Raw genomic sequence first — 15,585 nt, 5'->3', positions numbered from 1 at the left:
GGCCACTGGGCGGTGGTGCGGGCAGTGATTCCGGCGCCGGTTCGACCTCGAATCCCGGGAACGGGTCGTCGAGTGGGGCCGGTGCAGGATCCCGGGCGCGATCGACCTCCCCGAACGCGAGCGGCTCCTCCGGCGCAGGGGCCGGAGCCGGTGCAGGGGCGGAGTCCGGCGGTGCGGCCGGTGGGGCCGCGGGTGGTGCTGCCGGTGCGGCGGTGATGGCCGCCCAGCAGGTCAAAGCCGCGGGTGAGCAGGGAGTCGCCGCGGTCGAGTCGCAGACCCGTGACGCCGCCGACGGGGGCTGGAATCCCGATTCGCTGACCCCGGCGGAGGTGCGGCGATGACCACGAAAATGTACGGACGGTGGGAACGCCCCCGCAGCGCAGGGTTTTTCGGCCTGACCTGGGGAGTGTCGATGTTCGGGCTCGGGCTGGTGATCACGATCATGGCCGGGTTCCTGATCTCGCGCTCACTCAGCGTCGCCGCCGTCCTGGTGGTCGGAGCCGCCGTGGTATTCGCTCCGTTGGCGGTCACGATCAACGGCCGCACCGGCTGGGAACTGCTGATGCTGCGCGTCCAGTTCGCCACCGCCCGCGCTCGCGGTGAACACCTCTACAAGGCGGGGCGCTTTTCCCGCCTCCCGGGTATAGCGAAACTTCCCGGCTTGCTGGCGGATTCGAGCTTGTCGGAGTATGAGACGGCGGGCGGGCGGCGGTTCGCGATGTTGCACATCCGTCGCAGCGACCACTACACCGTCGTGCTGCGGGTCGTGCCGCGCGGTAAGGAACTGGTCGATCAGCCTCAGATCGACGCCTGGGTCGAAGGGTACGGGCAGTTCCTGGCGACCCAGAGCCGTGGCGGTGAGGTCGTGGCCGTCACGGCGGTCCTGGACAACGTCGTCGAGACCCGGCTGCGCCAAGCCCGTGAGGTCACCCGGCTGGTGCGCGAGCAGGCTCCGGAGTTCGCGAAGGCGGTGATGCGCGAAGCCGCCGCCGATCTCGGCGGGGTGGGTGTGCGGATCGAGGCGCGGATCGCGATCACCTACCGCGCCATCGGTAAAGGCCGTGTGCGTCGAGACGAGGCCGAGCAGGCTCGCGAGATCGGGCAGCGCCTGCAAGGCGTTTTGTCCCAGCTCGCCCGCGCCGGGCTGCCGGCGACCCCGCTCCAGGCGTGGGAGGTTCTGGGGTTGGTGCGGACCCGCTACGACCTGGCCTCCCAGCGTGACGTCGAAGCGGCCGGGGCGTCGCTGCTCGAGACCCAGTCCTGGGATTCTGTCGGCCCGGTCGCTCACGTCGATCGCTGGGATCACTACGTCCACGACGGCGCCCGCTCGATCACCTGGGAGATGGACGCCGCCCCGCGCGGCGCGGTCATGGAAACCGTGCTCGAGGAACTGCTGCGCCCCCGTGCGGACGTGCCCCGCAAACGTGTGGCCCTGTTCTACCGGCTGCATTCGGCCGCCGAGGCCACCAGCCTGGTGGACTCGGATTTCCGTGACGCCATCGCCGCTGAACAGACCGAGCGCGGTATCGCTTCGGCGTCGGCGCGTATCCGTGTCGGTAACACCAGCGCCGCGCGCGAGGAACAGGCGCGGGGTGCGGGATTGACCCGGTTCGGGGCGTTGGTGACGGTGACCGATCACCTCGATGGGGACCTGCCCGGGATCGAGGCGTCGGTCAAGGCGATGAGCGCGGCGTCGCGGTTGAGTGTGCGCCGCTGCTACGGCTCCCAGGCCGCGAGCTTCGCCGCATCTCTGGGGATCGGTTTGGTCCTACCGGAGCACTCTTCGATTTCCAAGCGGGTCAGCGCATGACCGGCGACAACAGCGCCCAGCGTGATCGGCGGCGCCACCAGACCGTCGCGGGAGTGCGCGTACTCACCGCGACCGCGCGTGCGGCGACCGAAACCGCCGCCGCCCGGCCCGGGATCCGCGGTTGGTGGGCACGGCTGGCGATATCGAGCGATGATCACCGCCGGGCCACCGCCGCCCGCCGCACCGACACCGCGGGTGCGGACGATGGCTTCGACCGATCGTCGGCAACGCTCACCGACCGCGGCTACCGCGGGCCGGGCGGCGGCCGAGCCACCGTCGTCACCACTACCCCGGAATGGCGCGCCACCACCGTCCAGGTCGCCGGTCTGTGGCCGTTCTCGGTCGGGGCGAGCGCGCCCACGGTCGGTACTCCGGTGGGCTCGCACTACATCACCGGCGCCCCGGTCCACTTCGACCCGATGTCCTGGTTCTTGAAAGGGTTCATCACAGCGCCGATCGCGTTCGTGCTGGCGCTCAATGGTTTCGGCAAGTCGTCGCTGATCCGGCGGATGGTGACCGGGGCGGTCGCGGCGGGGGAGACCGTGCTGTGCATGGGCGACACCAAGCCCGACTACCGCGATCTCGTGCAGCGGTTGGGCGGTCAGGTCGTCGATGTGGGCTACGGGCACGGCACGTTGAACCCTCTCGATGTCGGTGCGCTCGGGGCGATCGTGGACCGGCTCACCGATCCCGACCAGCGTCGCCAGGTCGCCGCCCGCGTGGAAGCCGGGCAGGTCAACATCGTCGCCGGTCTCATCGAACTCGTGCGCGGGTCCCGGGTCGCCGACTACGAAGAAGTCCTCATCGCCGCTGGGCTGCGCGAGCTCTACAGCCCCGCACACGATTTCACCTACGAGCGGCCTCCGCTGATCGAGGATCTGCTCGAGGTGATCTCCACGGGCGGTGAACGGCTGATGCGGTTCGCCGAAGAGGACGACGACGCCACCTATCGTGCCTCCACCAAAACTTTGCGCCGATCCCTGCGCGCGCTGGTCGAAGGCCCATTCGGGGCCATCTTCAACGGCCCCACCACCACACGGCTGGACCTGGCGAGCCCAGCGGTCTGCGTGGACGTTTCCCGCATCCCCGAGGGCGACACCAAACTGTTGGCCGCGGTGTTGATGGTGTGCTGGAGCGAGGGGTTCGGCGCGGTCGCTGCCGCCCACGCTCTATCCGACGCAGGACTCGCCCCGCCGCGCACCTTCGAAGTGATCATGGACGAGATCTGGCGCGTGCTCGGTGTCGGCGAATTCATGGTCGACCGCGTCGATGCCCTGACCCGGCTCAACCGCACCCTCGGTACCGGGCTGATCATGTGCAGCCACACCATCAAAGACCTGGCCGCTTTCGATTCCGCCGCGGCACAGGCCAAAGCGCTCGGGTTCTTCGAACGCGCTCGCGCGAAGCTGATCGGCCCGGTCGGCCCGGAAGAGATCGACCGTATCCGCTCGGCCGTCGGGATCACCGAGACGGAGAAACTGCTCGTCACCTCCTGGGCCGCGCCGCGCCCACCCACCGATGACGACCTCGACCCCGGACAACGCGAAACCCCGCCCGGCACAGGCTGTTTCCTCTTGAAGACCGGTGAAGCCGCCGAGCCGGGTGTGGCCTTCCGCATGACCTTCACCGCGACAGAACGAGCCAGCCAGGTCCACAACACGAATCGACGTTTCGATCTGGATACCGAATCGAGCAGGCGATGACCAGCGAAAATGACGATGAACGCGACTTCGAGAACGACCGCCGCCGCAGCGATCCTACTACCGATCACCCTGCTGGTGCTGCTACTCGGGGTGATCGCCGCCGATCCCCGCACCTCCTGCACCACACCACTGGCCGCCGGGGCGGGTGGGCCGACCGGGCAGACGGTCGCGGGTTTGAGCGAAGCGCAACTGCGGTTGGCGCGCGACGGGGTCGTGATCGGCAAACAGCGCAGGATGCCCGAATCGGTGATCATCGCCGAACTCGCAGCCCAGGGGGTCGAGTCGGGGTTCCGGAATCTGGCGAACCCGTCGGTGCCGGAATCGCTGAGCTATCCCAACGACAGGCTGGGCCACGACCACGACTCGATCGGGCCGCATCAACTCCGGGCCAGTGTGTGGGGGTCGGTCGGGATCGCGAAGTTGATGGACCCGGCCTACCAGATCAACTGGTTCTACGACCGCGCCGAACAATCCGGGACAGCGGCGCAACAGCTCTCACCTGCGGAGTTGGCCCAGCACATCGAGCAATCGGCGCTCAACGCCTACGCCGGACAGATCGAACTCGCCCGCGAGCTGTATCAGCGGTTCGCCGACATCGACCCGCGCACAGCATCATCCGCGGCGGGTGCCGCGCCGACAGGGTGCGGTTCGGGGGCGGTGTCGGTGTTGAGTCCGGCCGAGGCCAGTGCGTTCGGGCGGGCGGTGATCGAGCACGCCTCCCGCTGGATCGGCACCCCGTACGTGTGGGGCGGCGGGGACATCAACGGCCCCACCAACGGCGGCGTGGACTGCTCGGGACTGACCCTGTACGCGATCTACCACGCCTCCGGCGGCCGGATCCGGCTCCCGCACTACACCCAGGCCCAGCAGGACCACCCCAGCGCGGTCGTGATCCCGTTCGCGCAACGACAGCCCGGGGACTTGATCTTCTTCACCAGCCCCGGCGAGTCCGATTCCCATCACGTCGGGATCTATCTGGGTCCCGACGAGCAGGGACGCGACCTGCTCCTGCACGCGCCCCAATCCGGGCAGACGGTCACCACCACTCTGCTCAGCGGTTTCGCCGGGGAGCGGATGGACGTGCGCCGCTACGAAATTCGCGAGCCTGCGGGGGTGTCGTGACCGATCACGCGTGCGCGCCGATCGCGCGGGGATCGTCTGCCGCGCCGACGCAGCGATCCGGAGAAGAACGCGTCGTGGTGCGCGAGAGGCGGGCTGTCCGACATGGCTGAATCAGCGCACCCCGCCATCGAGCGGGGGGAGGATCGCGACCGCGATCCGGATGAGTTCGCGATGCGCGTCGATTTCGCCCTCTCGACGGTGTTCGCGCGCGCCCTCGGCGGAAGCGAGATCGACGACGAGCTGGCGCAGCGCATCGATGAACGTATCGGTGAGATCGCGCAGCGGTGGCGCGATCACGACCGCCTCGGCGGCGACTGGGCCTATCTCGTCGACGCGTACGCCGATTGGCGAGCGCGCCCGGACACGATGGCCCGGTTCATGGATCGGGTGAGCGCCGACCGCGCCGCCGGCTACGACGCGATGAGCCCGGCACAGCTGCGCAGCCACCACCAGGCCCGCGCGATGACCGCGAACCGCCACAGCGAGACTGCCGCACTCGCCCCCGGCGAACTCGACGCCGTGCTCACCACACCCAGTGCTATCGCGTCCGCCGACGGCGACACCACCGTCGCCATCGACGCCGCGCTCGCGACCGAGCCCGACACCCCCGGACCCCCGGCCCCCGACGTCTCGGGCGAGGGCCTCGGCGAACAGGACACCGCAGCGACACCAGACCCGACGGAGGTCGAACCGTGAGCGAGCACGCCACCGACCCACAGCACGAGGCTCCGATGTCCCTGCGCGAGACCCAGCAGCTGGTCACTGACAACGTCACGTTTCTTCGTCGCACGACTCGCGCCCTGGACCTGGAACGGTTCGCGGTCGAGCACGGCTTGGACGATCCGCCCGACTTCAAGAGATTCGTTCGTGCACTGCGGGTCTCGGCCGGGATCGACTACGAGGCGGTACGCGCGCTGAACGCCGCGCGCAAAGCGCTGGACCCGATCTTCACGGTGCGCGCCTCCCACGGTGCTCGGCTGCTGCTGTGGTGCGCGGCCACCCGCAGTCTGTTCACCATCGTGGCCCCCGGCGGGCAGATCATCTGGCGCGATCGCCACCCGCGCGAGGCCGCGGTGAACAACCTGATCCGGGCCGCCGAATCCGCCGCGCACCAGGCGATTCTCGTGGCCGGGCAGACGTGCAGGCAATGGGGAGTCGACGCAGCCACCCTGCGCCTGGTCCTGGCTCGCGGTCACGGCCTGGACCTGGCCGGGCTCCACGGTGCCGCGCTGGCGGCGAATCTGCTGGTCGAGTTCGTCATCGATCCGGTCGGTAATCCCGCCGCGCGCGCGAGCGGGGCCCCGCGCGTGGAATGGCGCGGCAGCGAACTGCTCGCCCTCACCGACCCCAACCCCCACCGGGAGCGGTCATGAACAGCCGATACACGACAGTGGCACTGACCGCACTGGCCGCGATCACCGCGACAGGATGCGCCACCCAGGTCCCCGCCGATCCCATCGGCAATGGGACTACATGCGGTGCAACAGGTTTCGACGCGCCATTCGAGCACGTCGATCCGTGCGACCCTGAGCAGGTACTCACAGCAGCACTGCGGGCCGTCTTCGGCTACCGGCCCGACGTGCAGGCCGATCCCGCCGACGCGCTGGACGCGGCGCGACCATTGCTCGATGACCGGTTCGCCGCCGGTGCCGCCGCGAGCGCGCTGGTCTGGAGTCCGGTCACCCCCGCGGTCTGGCAGCAATGGCGGCGTGAGCGTGTGCCGGTCGTGACCACCGTGGGAGTACGCCCCGATGACCACCCGCCCGATACCGGCACCCGCGTCGCGCGGGTCGTGAGCGTGGATATCGACGCGCCCGTCTCCGACCCCGACGCGTTCGCGGTGTATGCCACCGCGACCCGCGCCGGCGTCACCACGGCGTGGCGGTTGTCCGGTTTGCAGGTGACTCAGTGAGCGGGGACCCGGTCGAGGAGGGCGGCCAGCAGGTGCGCCAGGGCTTCGTGCAAGCCCTGCAAACCGCGCACACCACCGCAGCGTTGATGCGCGGACGCGGCACCGATAGCCGCTCGCGCGCCGAACACAACCAGCGCCTCGAACAAGCCGACCAGCGCGAACTCCGTTCGATCCGCGAGCACAACCTCCGCGTCGGCGCCGCGATCGACAAAGCCAGGTCCGAGTGGCAGCTCGGCCTAGCCCGTATCGATGAGGTCAAGGGACGCACCAGACACAACCAGGACGCCCACACCCTGGCCCAGCGCGAAACCGGGCGCCGTATGGAACGTGCCGACAGCGATCTGGAGCGCCGCAACAAGGCCGGCGAGCAGGAGCACACCCACAACCAGGAGATCCACGAAAGAAAAACCAAGGCATACGACCGCCGCGAAGAACGCGCGGACGAACTGCACGATCTCGAGGTCGAGTACAAGAAGCTGCTGATCGATATCCGCAGGCGCGCGGCCGGGTTCACCGACACCCTCACCGGTCAAGGCGTCGATGGTGAGGCCGCGGCCTCGACGGCGGCGTTCGCCGCCGCGGACGCCAACCGGGATCTGTCCGACGAGCACGACGCCGACGCCGACGCTTTCGCTCGGCGTTTCGCCGAGGACACCGGCCTCGATTACACCGACGACGAGGTCGGGGCCGCCGCTGCCCTGCCCGGCACCGACGAGGAGGCCGTCCTCGATGTCGAGTGGTTCGATATCGATCCCGACTCCGCCGAGACCAGCGGGACCGACGGCAGCGGCCCCGGTTCCGGCGCATCCGTAGAACCGGAGTATCCGGGGGCGGATGTCTTGGCCGGGCTGACCGAGGATCTGACCGCCGAGACGCGCCTGTCGCACGCCGCCGGAGAATTCCTCGATTCCGAACTCGCGCCCGACCGCGGGGTAGGTGGTCTGGTCGCCGACGCCGTGGACGCCGCAGTCGGGGGTGACTTCGGCGACGGTCCGCTACCGCCGGAGGAGCCCGGTCTCGATCCGGGTGCGCAGTGGTTCGGCCCGGAACCGGAGTGGGGGCCATGACCGGGACCAGGAGTCGGTGATGGACACCCCGACCGCGCTGCAAACCCACCTGCTCAAGGGCATCCAGAACCTGGCCCGCGACAACGAGCGCCACCGTCCCCGCCCGGCCGAGGCCGGCGAACCCACCCGCGCCGATGAACAGTGGGGGATCGGGCAGCGCTCGCTGGACCAGCTCGAGCAGGTCGCCCTCGGGATCGGGGTACCGAAAGCCTGGATCGACTACGCCCGTGCGTCCGGGCAACGCGGGACACGCTGGCAGGCGGGCCGGCAGTTGCTCGGTTCCGGCCACGTCGACCGCGCCCAGCTGATCACCGGCTTGGGTCGTGAGGTGCGTGGTCTCCAGGACATGGCCGGGGTCGGTGCGGTCTTCACCGAGCGTGGCGTCGACGCCGAGGTCACCGCTCGCTTCCGCCGGATGATGGGCATGGTCTGGCAGCGCCTCGGCGCGGTCTCCCATGCGCTGGGGTTGACGACCGAAGAGCGCCACCAGGTCTGGGCCCGCGGCCCGCGGCACTGGTCCACGGTGGTCGCCGAGCGAGTCCGCGATGCCGACTTGAAGTCGCTGGCACAGGACTGGAACCGGATCGTCACCGCCGACTTCAGCGCGGCGACCATCCCCGTGATCGTGCTGCAAGCGGCCGGGATCACCGCCGCCGACGCGCACGCCGCGATGCCGACCTCCCCCGACGAGATGGTCACCGAAGTCACCCAGGCCCTCGCCCTGCTCGATGACCACCACACTGCCGACCGCGCTATCGACCGGACCGCCGCCGCGATCGCCACCGCCGTGCAGCCCGACCTGGCCTCACCTCACACCGACATCGACATCGATGAGGGCGTGGCGGATCAACACCGGCTGAGTGTTGCCTATCCCGATCCGAGCGAGGGAGCCGAACCATGACCACAGCGACCATCGAGACCCCCGAAAACGGTTGTGCCACCGAATGAAACGGAAAGGACATTGCGGATGAGTCGCCCCGAGGACCTCTCAGACCTGGCAGGTTGGAAGGCTGGGTTGCTGGCCCGGATCCAAGAACGCGGCACTGAGCACGCGCGGCTGCTGTATCGGGGATATCCCGACTACGACCCCGGATTCGGGCGCGGTGACGTCGCCATCCAGACGTGGCGCGCGCACCTGCGCGATCTCGAGGCCGAACAACAGGAACTGATCGTGCGCGCCGGCGCCTCCGCAATTCCGCACTCGGCGATCCTCGCGGCGATCGACAACGGTGCGGCGGGCAGACGGTGGGGCGAGAGCGTGAACGACCCACCGACCACCCGCCACGGCGAGGATCCGGTGCGCGCGCAGATGATCGCGGCGATCGCCGAGGACGTGTGGACGTTGGAACACATGGCCGTCATCGCCATCGAGCGCGAACACCGCGAGGTCGGCGACCCGACCGACAGCGAGGGCCACCGGCAGTACCTGATCAACATGGACCTGCTGTGGGAACGCGTCGACTCCGTCGCCGCGCTCGCCGAATTGACCCAGCCCGAACGCGATCAACTCTGGGGCCGCGACGCCCACGGCTGGGATCGACTGGTCGAGTTCAGCGTCGAGGGCTACGACGACCTCGAACTCGAACAGATCTGGCGTACGCACGCCTGGGCGGGGATCGCCTGGGACCTACACCGCAGCATCGACAACATGGCCGCCGACCCGGCACGGTCGCGGGTCACCGACGCCGCCCGACCCCCGACACCGCAGGTGCTGCTCGAGCGCGCGCGCGAGGCGGTGACCGTCGCCGCCGAGGCCGACCCCGAGGCGATCGGCCACGCGCTGTCCACCACCGGGACCGAGGCGAGCACGGATCGGTGGCTCGAACCCGTCGACCACCCGCCCGATTCCGGATTCAGTGGTGGGGTCGAGTGGTGAGCGGGCGGCGGTCATGACCGATACCCCGCAACCGCCTTCCGGTCGCCTGCGCGAATCGGTCGTGCAGTGGCAAGCCCAGCTGCTGACCCGGATCCGGCTGCTCACCGGAGAGCACACCCGCATTCTCGACGCCGGATGGGAAGGCTTCGAACCCCTGGACCCCGACGGCGACGCCGAATCCGCCTGGCGTGCACACCTCGACGCCCTGACCGGCGAGCGCGAGCATGCGGAGCAGACAGCGCTCAGCGCGGGCGTGCGGCAGGAATGGATCGCTGACGCGGTCGCGCTCGGGGAGAACAGCGCGCTTCCGCGCGTGGATGCCCTGTCCCGGCAGGACTCCATGCCCTGGCGCGACGATGCCGCCCAGTCGTTCTTCATGGACATGCTCGGGCTGGACCTGTGGCACCTGGAACGCATGGCGGCGCTGGCCGCCGAACGCGGCGACCGCATCGCCACCGGACGGTGGAGCTACGGGACGAACCCGATGTCGGAAAAGCAGTTCGCCCAGAACATGGCGTTGCGCCACGAACGCGTCATCGCGCTGGCACACGCCGCGCAGATCACCGACGGCGAGGCCGCCGAGTTATGGGGCGATGGTGCAGAACCGTTTCGGCGTGACCACGCCGTGCGACTGGAAATCCGAGACGAACTCAGCGTGGCCCAAGCATGGCACTCCTATTCGAAACCCTCGACGGAACTGGCGGTACCTCCGTATGTCCCGGTCGACCCCGCCACCGGCACCCCAATCGAAGGCGCGCACGTACTGCCGCCGACACCACAACAGATGATCGACGCCGCCACCGCGACACTGCGCGCCGAATTCATCGACGCCGCACTCACCGACACCACCGCCGCACTCGGCGCCATCTCCGCCGCCGTCGACGACGCGCTGCCCCCAGGCACCGGTATGGACAGTGTCGCCGATCTCGGCCCCGAGCCCGACGCCGACACCGGAAGCCGCCACGACTACGGCACCGACCCCTGACCCGCTGATCGACCCTGCGTTTCGTCGATGCCGCCGGTCACGGGTACTGGCCGCGGATATCGAACCCGCCCCGGGGACACCGCATTCCTCCATTCGACGAGGCTGCCGATGTCCATTCCACACACACCACACCAGCGCCCACCGCGACCCGCTGACCGTCTCCTGGGGCGGCGCCGATGAGCTGGGCACAGTCGCAACCCGAGTCACCCACCGATCCCGGCCACTACCACGACGCCGCCGACGAGCGCGAAGCGCGACTACGCGCCGATTTCGCCCTCTACCACTACCTGAGCGAGATCGCTCCCTTCGGCGAAACACCCGAGCAGATCGCTGAATTCACCGAGCAAGCCCGACTGCTGTCACAGCGTTGGGCAGATCCCGGCGACGTCGAAGCTCACGATTTGTGGACGCAATTGGATGCCGCCACCCGCGCCTGGCAGGCCCACCCGGAAACTACCCGCGCCGCCTACGACCGCGTCGCCGCGGCCCACGCCGACGGTGATGAGGTCGTCGACGACCTGACGCTGCGCAGTATGGCCCAGGCGGCGGTGTTGACCGGACGCATCGAGCCCGACATCACCGGATCGGTGCAGGACATGGCCCGCTCCCGCCCCCAGGACCGGGCCAATGTCATCGAACTGCGCCCGAACAGCGCGGTGGACCGCACCCTCGGCGGACGTGGCCCCGAAGTCTCGTTGGCCGAGATCGACGCGATCATCGCCACCACCGACGAACTACTCGACGCAGAAGAACTCCACGGCGACCTCGACACCGGCGCGGACCAACGCGCCGTCGAGCGGGCCGCGGCACTGCGGAAGGTGCAGGACCTCTCGGCCGAGCACACCCGCACCAGCGAACGCTTCGCGGGCGTGACCAGCCACGACCTGGACCTCATCGAGCGTCTGGAAGATCTGCTCGCCCAGACCCGCGAAGCACGCAGCGACGCGGCGCTGGCCGGGGCCGACCAGGAACAGATCGACCGCGCCTACCTGGCCGGGCGTGACGGCACCTACGCCCACGCCACCACTGAACCCGACCCGGCCGCCGCCCACATCGACGCGGCGGTCGCCGCCGCCCTCCCCACCGACGGAATCGACCCGCCCGACACCGACACCGACCCCGGCCTCGACCTCGACCTCGACCTCGAGCCCGGACCGTCCCGAGACATCGGAGCCGCGCTGTGAAAACCCTTGTCCACTACCAGATAACGGCCATTTATCGAGGAGTGAGCGCATGACCGCGACACGGGAGACCCGCCGCCGGACCAAGAGTGGAATCGGCGAGGAAACCACGATGCTGCTGCTGTTCCTCGCAGCGGTCGCACTCGCGCTCACCGCCTGGGCGGCGTTGTCGGTGGGCCGGTGGTGGGCCGGGCTCTCGGTCACCGGCAACCCCGCCGCCGCACTGCTGGCCGTGGTACTCGGCACAGCGAGCTGGCCGTGGCAGGCCACGGTGGTAGCCGTCGCGCTCTACGGCCTCGAAACCGGCCTGGTCGTCGCCGGGTGGCGGCTGCTGCGCACACCGCACGAGATCGACAGCGCCGCGCGAACCATGCAGCGCCCCAACCAGATCCGCATCGCCCGCGCCCGCGACAACACCGTCGCCAACCAGCGGCTGCTGGCCGACGCTCCCGAGGACGTGAAGCAACTCAAAGGCCCGCCCCTGGGCCGGACGGTGGTCGGCGGGGTCGAGTTGTTCGTGCCGACGGAGTTGGGGGTGACGATCGCGGCCGGTACCCGCACCGGCAAGACCATGGCCTGGGCCATCCCCGCGGTGCTGGCGGCGTGGGGGCCGTGCCTGGCCACCTCCAACAAACCCGATCTCTACCGCCACACTCTCGCCGGACGTGAACAGGTGGGCGATGTCTGGGTCTCGGACCTGCAAGGGGTCACCGGCACACCGACCTGCGGGTTCTGGGTCAACCTGCTGACCCAGGTCACCGGCCTGCCGGCAGCCCGCAAACTGGCCGGATTCTTCGTCTCCGCCTCCTCGGGAACCGCCGCCCAGGCCGCGAATGCCAAGGTGGACAGCTATTTCGATGGCGGCGCCCAAGAGCTCTTGGCGCTCTACATCCTGGCCGCCGCGCGCGCGGGCGGGGACCTGCTTCATGTGGCCGAATGGCTCGGTAAGGACCAAGATCCGACCCCGGCGTTGATTCTGGACGCCCACGGCCAGCGTCGCCCGGCCGACCGTATCCGCGAGTCCCAGGCCCTGTATGCGCGCCAGCGCGACGGGCTCTACGACATGGCCAGACGGTTCTTGAACGTCCTGGCCGATGCCGACTACGCGCAGATGGTCACCCCGCCCGCGCGCACACATCTGCGCGTGCGGGAAGCCAAGGCGAAGGTCGTGATCGAGAAGGAGATCCAGCCTCCTACGCACGAGTTGCCCGAGTTCAAACCGGTCGACTTCGTCGAATCCACCGACACCGTGTACGCGCTGTCGATGGCCGGACCCGACGGTGCCACCCCGCTGACCTCCGCGCTGGTCGGGCAGATCATCGAAGCCGCCCTGGGTGCCGCGCGTGCCCGCCCCGACGGGCGGCTCGCGGTGCCGCTGCTCGGGGTGCTCGATGAAGCCGCCAACTGCGCCCGCATCAGCGAACTCCCCTCCTACTACACCTACGCGGGTGGCTGCGGAATCATCCTGATGACCATCCTGCAAGTCCTCGAACAAGGCGAAGACCTGTGGGGGGCAAGCGGACTCAAAACCATGCGCGCCCAGAGTATCGAGGTCTACGGCGGCGGTATCGCCGCGGTCGACTACCTCCAGCACTGGTCGCAGATGGCCGGACAACACGACGTCGCCGACCGATCCCGCAGCCGCGGCCAGGGCGGCACCAACCGCACCCTGTCGTGGCGGGCCGAACCCATCCTCGAAGTCTCCGCGCTCGCCGCGCTCCCGAAAGACCGCGCCCTGGTCCGGCTGCCCGGCCACGGACCGGTGCTCGTGGAGAAGGTGTGGTGGCAGGACACCGAATACGCGCCGACGATCCGGCGATCCCTGAAGGAATTCGCCACCAGCCACCAGTCCGTCACCGTCGTCGCACCCGACGACGGTGACGACAGCCTGAGCGGTTCGGGCGGGACGGGGGACCTCGGATGAGCACTCCGAATCCCCCTTCCGCACCCGCTGCCAAACCGGCACGGGCACGCAAACCCTCGTATCCGCATTTCGTCGCCTTCGCCGAGAAATGGCTGCTGCCCTTGATCAGCGTCCGGCTCTCCGGCGGCAACCGCGAGAACACCTACACCTGGTGTGAGCAATGGTGGGCCCACCGCGCGGTCGCGGTACGTATCGCCCACCTGCACACCGCGTTCGAAGCCTCCCGAGGCCCCGCCGCCAGCGCGTTCGTCACCGGCCACGTCGACCCGCACTTGCGGGTCATCCTCGACGCCGCGAAAGGCCCCCTGCACCGCTGCACCCCGACAGAACACGTCACGACCCCCTCACTGCCGTTCGAACCCGTTCCCGCCGAACAACTCCCACGCATCATTCCTCGCGCCGACACCGACCCCGAACAAGCCCCCACCGCCGGTGCCAGCTCGGCAAGCGACACCGGCAAGGACGGCGACACGAAGAAGAAGCCACCGCCCCGGTTCAGCGACTACCGGCTCTGGGTCCAGGAATGGCTGCTGCCGGTGACCTCGGTGCGCATCGCCGGCCAGCACCGCGAGGGCACCTACACCTGGTGCACGCGCTGGTGGGAACACCACAGCGTCGCGGTCCGCTTCGCGCTGCTGCACGCCGCGTTCGAGGCCGCGGTCACCTCCGCGAACAAGACCGCGATGTCGTCACTGTTCACCCGCCAGATCGACCCCACCATGCGCTTGGTCCTCGACGCCGCCAACGGGCCCCTGCACCGCTGCACACCCGGCGAGCACGTCGAACTGCCCGGTCTGGCCACCAGCCGGATCCCCCGCAACTGGTTCGGTGCGCCCGGCACACGGCCGGCGATCGAACGGCTGGGATTCGCGCCCGATTTCCGAGCCCTCGCCCCGAGCGAGGACCCCCAGGAGCCGTCGTGATCACGCCCACCCGAGCCCAGACCCGCGTGCTCGAGACCGTTCAGAACCACAGCCGCGCCCTCACCGCCCGGCTCACCGAAGCCGAAAGCGTCGGCACCGCATCGGTCTTCCGGAGCGCGCAGGCGAGTCCGTGGTGAGCGCCGCACCGGTGCCGGTTCGGGTGCGCGACATTGCGGCCGATCACGCCGAGGGACTGCGGCGCGTGCACGAGCTGGCCGCCGAGGGCACCCGGCGCCGGCATCTGCTGAACACCGCCGGGTTGTCGGTCTCCGATCGGCGCGAGCAGCAACAACAGATCGATCGGGTCGACCGCGAGCGGGGCCTGCTCGAAATCACAGTCCGGGGCAACGGTGTCCCCGCTGCCTGGGTCGATGTCGCCCGGCGACTCGGATTCTCCCAGCAGCCGTGGACCCCGGGACAGATCCTGCCCCCACCCCCACCGGCGACACCGCGGCGCGGGGACCGCCACCGGGTCGTCTCCGACACTCACCTGCTCGCCGACATGGCCGCGGTCGCGGCAGTCCGCGAGCATCTGCTGGCCCACCACCAGATCCGCGTCGACCCGAACTCGCCGGCCGAAGACCAATTCCGTCGCAACATGCACACGCTCTGGCAGCGCGCCGTCGTCACCGCCACCGCGCTCGGCATGAGCACCGGCCAGCGTGAACGGATCTCCGCCACCGCCACCGCCGGCTTCGACCAGCGCTTGAGCGTCTACCGCGACCTGTCCCTCGATGACCTCGACACCCTGTGGCACGCCTACACCGGCGCCGCCTTCGGCGACACCGCGCGCCGAAGACTCACCAAAACCCCCGCACGCGACCCCACCGACGCCACGTTTCCCGCTCCCACGGACTGGCTCGAACGAGCCCGCGCCCGCCTGTCCAGCCCGCTGGCCGCCGACATCGCCGCTGCGGTCGCCACGGCCGTCACCGACCCCGACCAGGGCACCGAGCGAGAACGCGACCACGACCCCGTCGCGGACCAGTTCGCCGACCACCAGGCCGCGACGGAATCCGGACCCGACCCCTGATCTGTCCGACACCGGCGCGCCCGCCACCAGCACAGGAGCAGACGTGACC

The 15,585-nt window shown here is 69.6% G+C and carries 15 protein-coding genes and 1 pseudogene; all 16 read left to right on the top strand.

Annotated features, from left to right (window positions below; translation table 11 throughout):
* Positions 1-341, top strand: a pseudogene (locus JZ792_RS38220) (hypothetical protein); the annotation flags it as partial.
* Positions 338-1,810 carry an SCO6880 family protein gene (locus JZ792_RS38215; protein WP_216917779.1) on the top strand — a complete coding sequence of 491 codons (1,473 nt, stop codon included), beginning with the start codon at positions 338-340 and terminating at the stop codon, positions 1,808-1,810. The pseudogene JZ792_RS38220 and the gene JZ792_RS38215, both read left to right, overlap by 4 nt.
* A complete protein-coding gene (locus tag JZ792_RS38210; protein ID WP_216917778.1) occupies positions 1,807-3,513 on the top strand; it encodes a putative type IV secretion/conjugal transfer ATPase in 1,707 nt (568 codons plus the stop codon). Before JZ792_RS38215 ends, JZ792_RS38210 begins: the two co-directional genes overlap by 4 nt.
* 15 nt (positions 3,514-3,528) lie before the next feature.
* Complete coding sequence (locus JZ792_RS38205; RefSeq protein WP_254190901.1) at positions 3,529-4,635, top strand: C40 family peptidase; 1,107 nt, start codon at positions 3,529-3,531, stop codon at positions 4,633-4,635.
* Between the two features lie 102 nt (positions 4,636-4,737).
* Positions 4,738-5,331: a hypothetical protein gene (locus JZ792_RS38200; protein WP_216917777.1), complete on the top strand. Its 594-nt coding sequence runs from the start codon at positions 4,738-4,740 to the stop codon at positions 5,329-5,331.
* Positions 5,328-6,008: a hypothetical protein gene (locus JZ792_RS38195; RefSeq protein WP_216917776.1), complete on the top strand. Its 681-nt coding sequence runs from the start codon at positions 5,328-5,330 to the stop codon at positions 6,006-6,008. Before JZ792_RS38200 ends, JZ792_RS38195 begins: the two co-directional genes overlap by 4 nt.
* Positions 6,005-6,547, top strand: a complete 543-nt coding sequence (locus JZ792_RS38190) for a hypothetical protein (protein ID WP_216917775.1) — start codon at positions 6,005-6,007, stop codon at positions 6,545-6,547. Before JZ792_RS38195 ends, JZ792_RS38190 begins: the two co-directional genes overlap by 4 nt.
* A complete protein-coding gene (locus JZ792_RS38185) occupies positions 6,544-7,614 on the top strand; it encodes a hypothetical protein (RefSeq protein WP_216917774.1) in 1,071 nt (356 codons plus the stop codon). The genes JZ792_RS38190 and JZ792_RS38185 overlap by 4 nt, the downstream gene beginning before the upstream one ends.
* Positions 7,615-7,633: 19 nt before the next feature.
* Positions 7,634-8,515, top strand: coding sequence for a hypothetical protein (locus tag JZ792_RS38180; protein WP_216917773.1), 882 nt, complete (start codon positions 7,634-7,636; stop codon positions 8,513-8,515).
* 66 nt (positions 8,516-8,581) lie between these two features.
* A complete protein-coding gene (locus tag JZ792_RS38175) occupies positions 8,582-9,490 on the top strand; it encodes a hypothetical protein (protein ID WP_216917772.1) in 909 nt (302 codons plus the stop codon).
* A 13-nt stretch (positions 9,491-9,503) separates the two neighbouring features.
* Complete coding sequence (locus JZ792_RS38170) at positions 9,504-10,475, top strand: hypothetical protein (protein ID WP_216917771.1); 972 nt, start codon at positions 9,504-9,506, stop codon at positions 10,473-10,475.
* Between the two features lie 176 nt (positions 10,476-10,651).
* Positions 10,652-11,659 (top strand): pyrimidine dimer DNA glycosylase/endonuclease V, encoded by a 1,008-nt coding sequence (locus JZ792_RS38165; RefSeq protein ID WP_216917770.1) that lies wholly within the window; start codon positions 10,652-10,654, stop codon positions 11,657-11,659.
* A gap of 49 nt (positions 11,660-11,708) precedes the next feature.
* Complete coding sequence (locus JZ792_RS38160) at positions 11,709-13,580, top strand: type IV secretory system conjugative DNA transfer family protein (protein WP_216917769.1); 1,872 nt, start codon at positions 11,709-11,711, stop codon at positions 13,578-13,580.
* Entirely contained in the window at positions 13,577-14,503 is a 927-nt protein-coding gene (locus JZ792_RS38155) for a DUF4913 domain-containing protein (protein ID WP_216917768.1), read from the top strand. Before JZ792_RS38160 ends, JZ792_RS38155 begins: the two co-directional genes overlap by 4 nt.
* Positions 14,500-14,640, top strand: a complete 141-nt coding sequence (locus JZ792_RS38150) for a hypothetical protein (protein WP_216917767.1) — start codon at positions 14,500-14,502, stop codon at positions 14,638-14,640. Before JZ792_RS38155 ends, JZ792_RS38150 begins: the two co-directional genes overlap by 4 nt.
* A complete protein-coding gene (locus JZ792_RS38145) occupies positions 14,637-15,536 on the top strand; it encodes a hypothetical protein (protein ID WP_216917766.1) in 900 nt (299 codons plus the stop codon). The genes JZ792_RS38150 and JZ792_RS38145 overlap by 4 nt, the downstream gene beginning before the upstream one ends.
* The last annotated feature ends 49 nt before the right edge of the window (positions 15,537-15,585 follow it).

Origin of the sequence: Nocardia noduli (assembly GCF_019038455.1) — a bacterium.
GTDB classification, from domain to species: Bacteria; Actinomycetota; Actinomycetes; order Mycobacteriales; family Mycobacteriaceae; genus Nocardia; species Nocardia noduli.
This window is presented reverse-complemented; position numbering and strand designations above follow the sequence as displayed.

Coding starts and splice junctions, on each gene's coding strand:
- JZ792_RS38170 (WP_216917771.1), top strand. CDS start 9,504: ATGACCGATACCCCGCAACCGCCTTCCGGTCGCCTGCGCGAATCGGTC.
- JZ792_RS38200 (WP_216917777.1), top strand. CDS start 4,738: ATGGCTGAATCAGCGCACCCCGCCATCGAGCGGGGGGAGGATCGCGAC.
- JZ792_RS38215 (WP_216917779.1), top strand. CDS start 338: ATGACCACGAAAATGTACGGACGGTGGGAACGCCCCCGCAGCGCAGGG.
- JZ792_RS38165 (WP_216917770.1), top strand. CDS start 10,652: ATGAGCTGGGCACAGTCGCAACCCGAGTCACCCACCGATCCCGGCCAC.
- JZ792_RS38190 (WP_216917775.1), top strand. CDS start 6,005: ATGAACAGCCGATACACGACAGTGGCACTGACCGCACTGGCCGCGATC.
- JZ792_RS38205 (WP_254190901.1), top strand. CDS start 3,529: ATGAACGCGACTTCGAGAACGACCGCCGCCGCAGCGATCCTACTACCG.
- JZ792_RS38160 (WP_216917769.1), top strand. CDS start 11,709: ATGACCGCGACACGGGAGACCCGCCGCCGGACCAAGAGTGGAATCGGC.
- JZ792_RS38155 (WP_216917768.1), top strand. CDS start 13,577: ATGAGCACTCCGAATCCCCCTTCCGCACCCGCTGCCAAACCGGCACGG.
- JZ792_RS38180 (WP_216917773.1), top strand. CDS start 7,634: ATGGACACCCCGACCGCGCTGCAAACCCACCTGCTCAAGGGCATCCAG.
- JZ792_RS38175 (WP_216917772.1), top strand. CDS start 8,582: ATGAGTCGCCCCGAGGACCTCTCAGACCTGGCAGGTTGGAAGGCTGGG.
- JZ792_RS38210 (WP_216917778.1), top strand. CDS start 1,807: ATGACCGGCGACAACAGCGCCCAGCGTGATCGGCGGCGCCACCAGACC.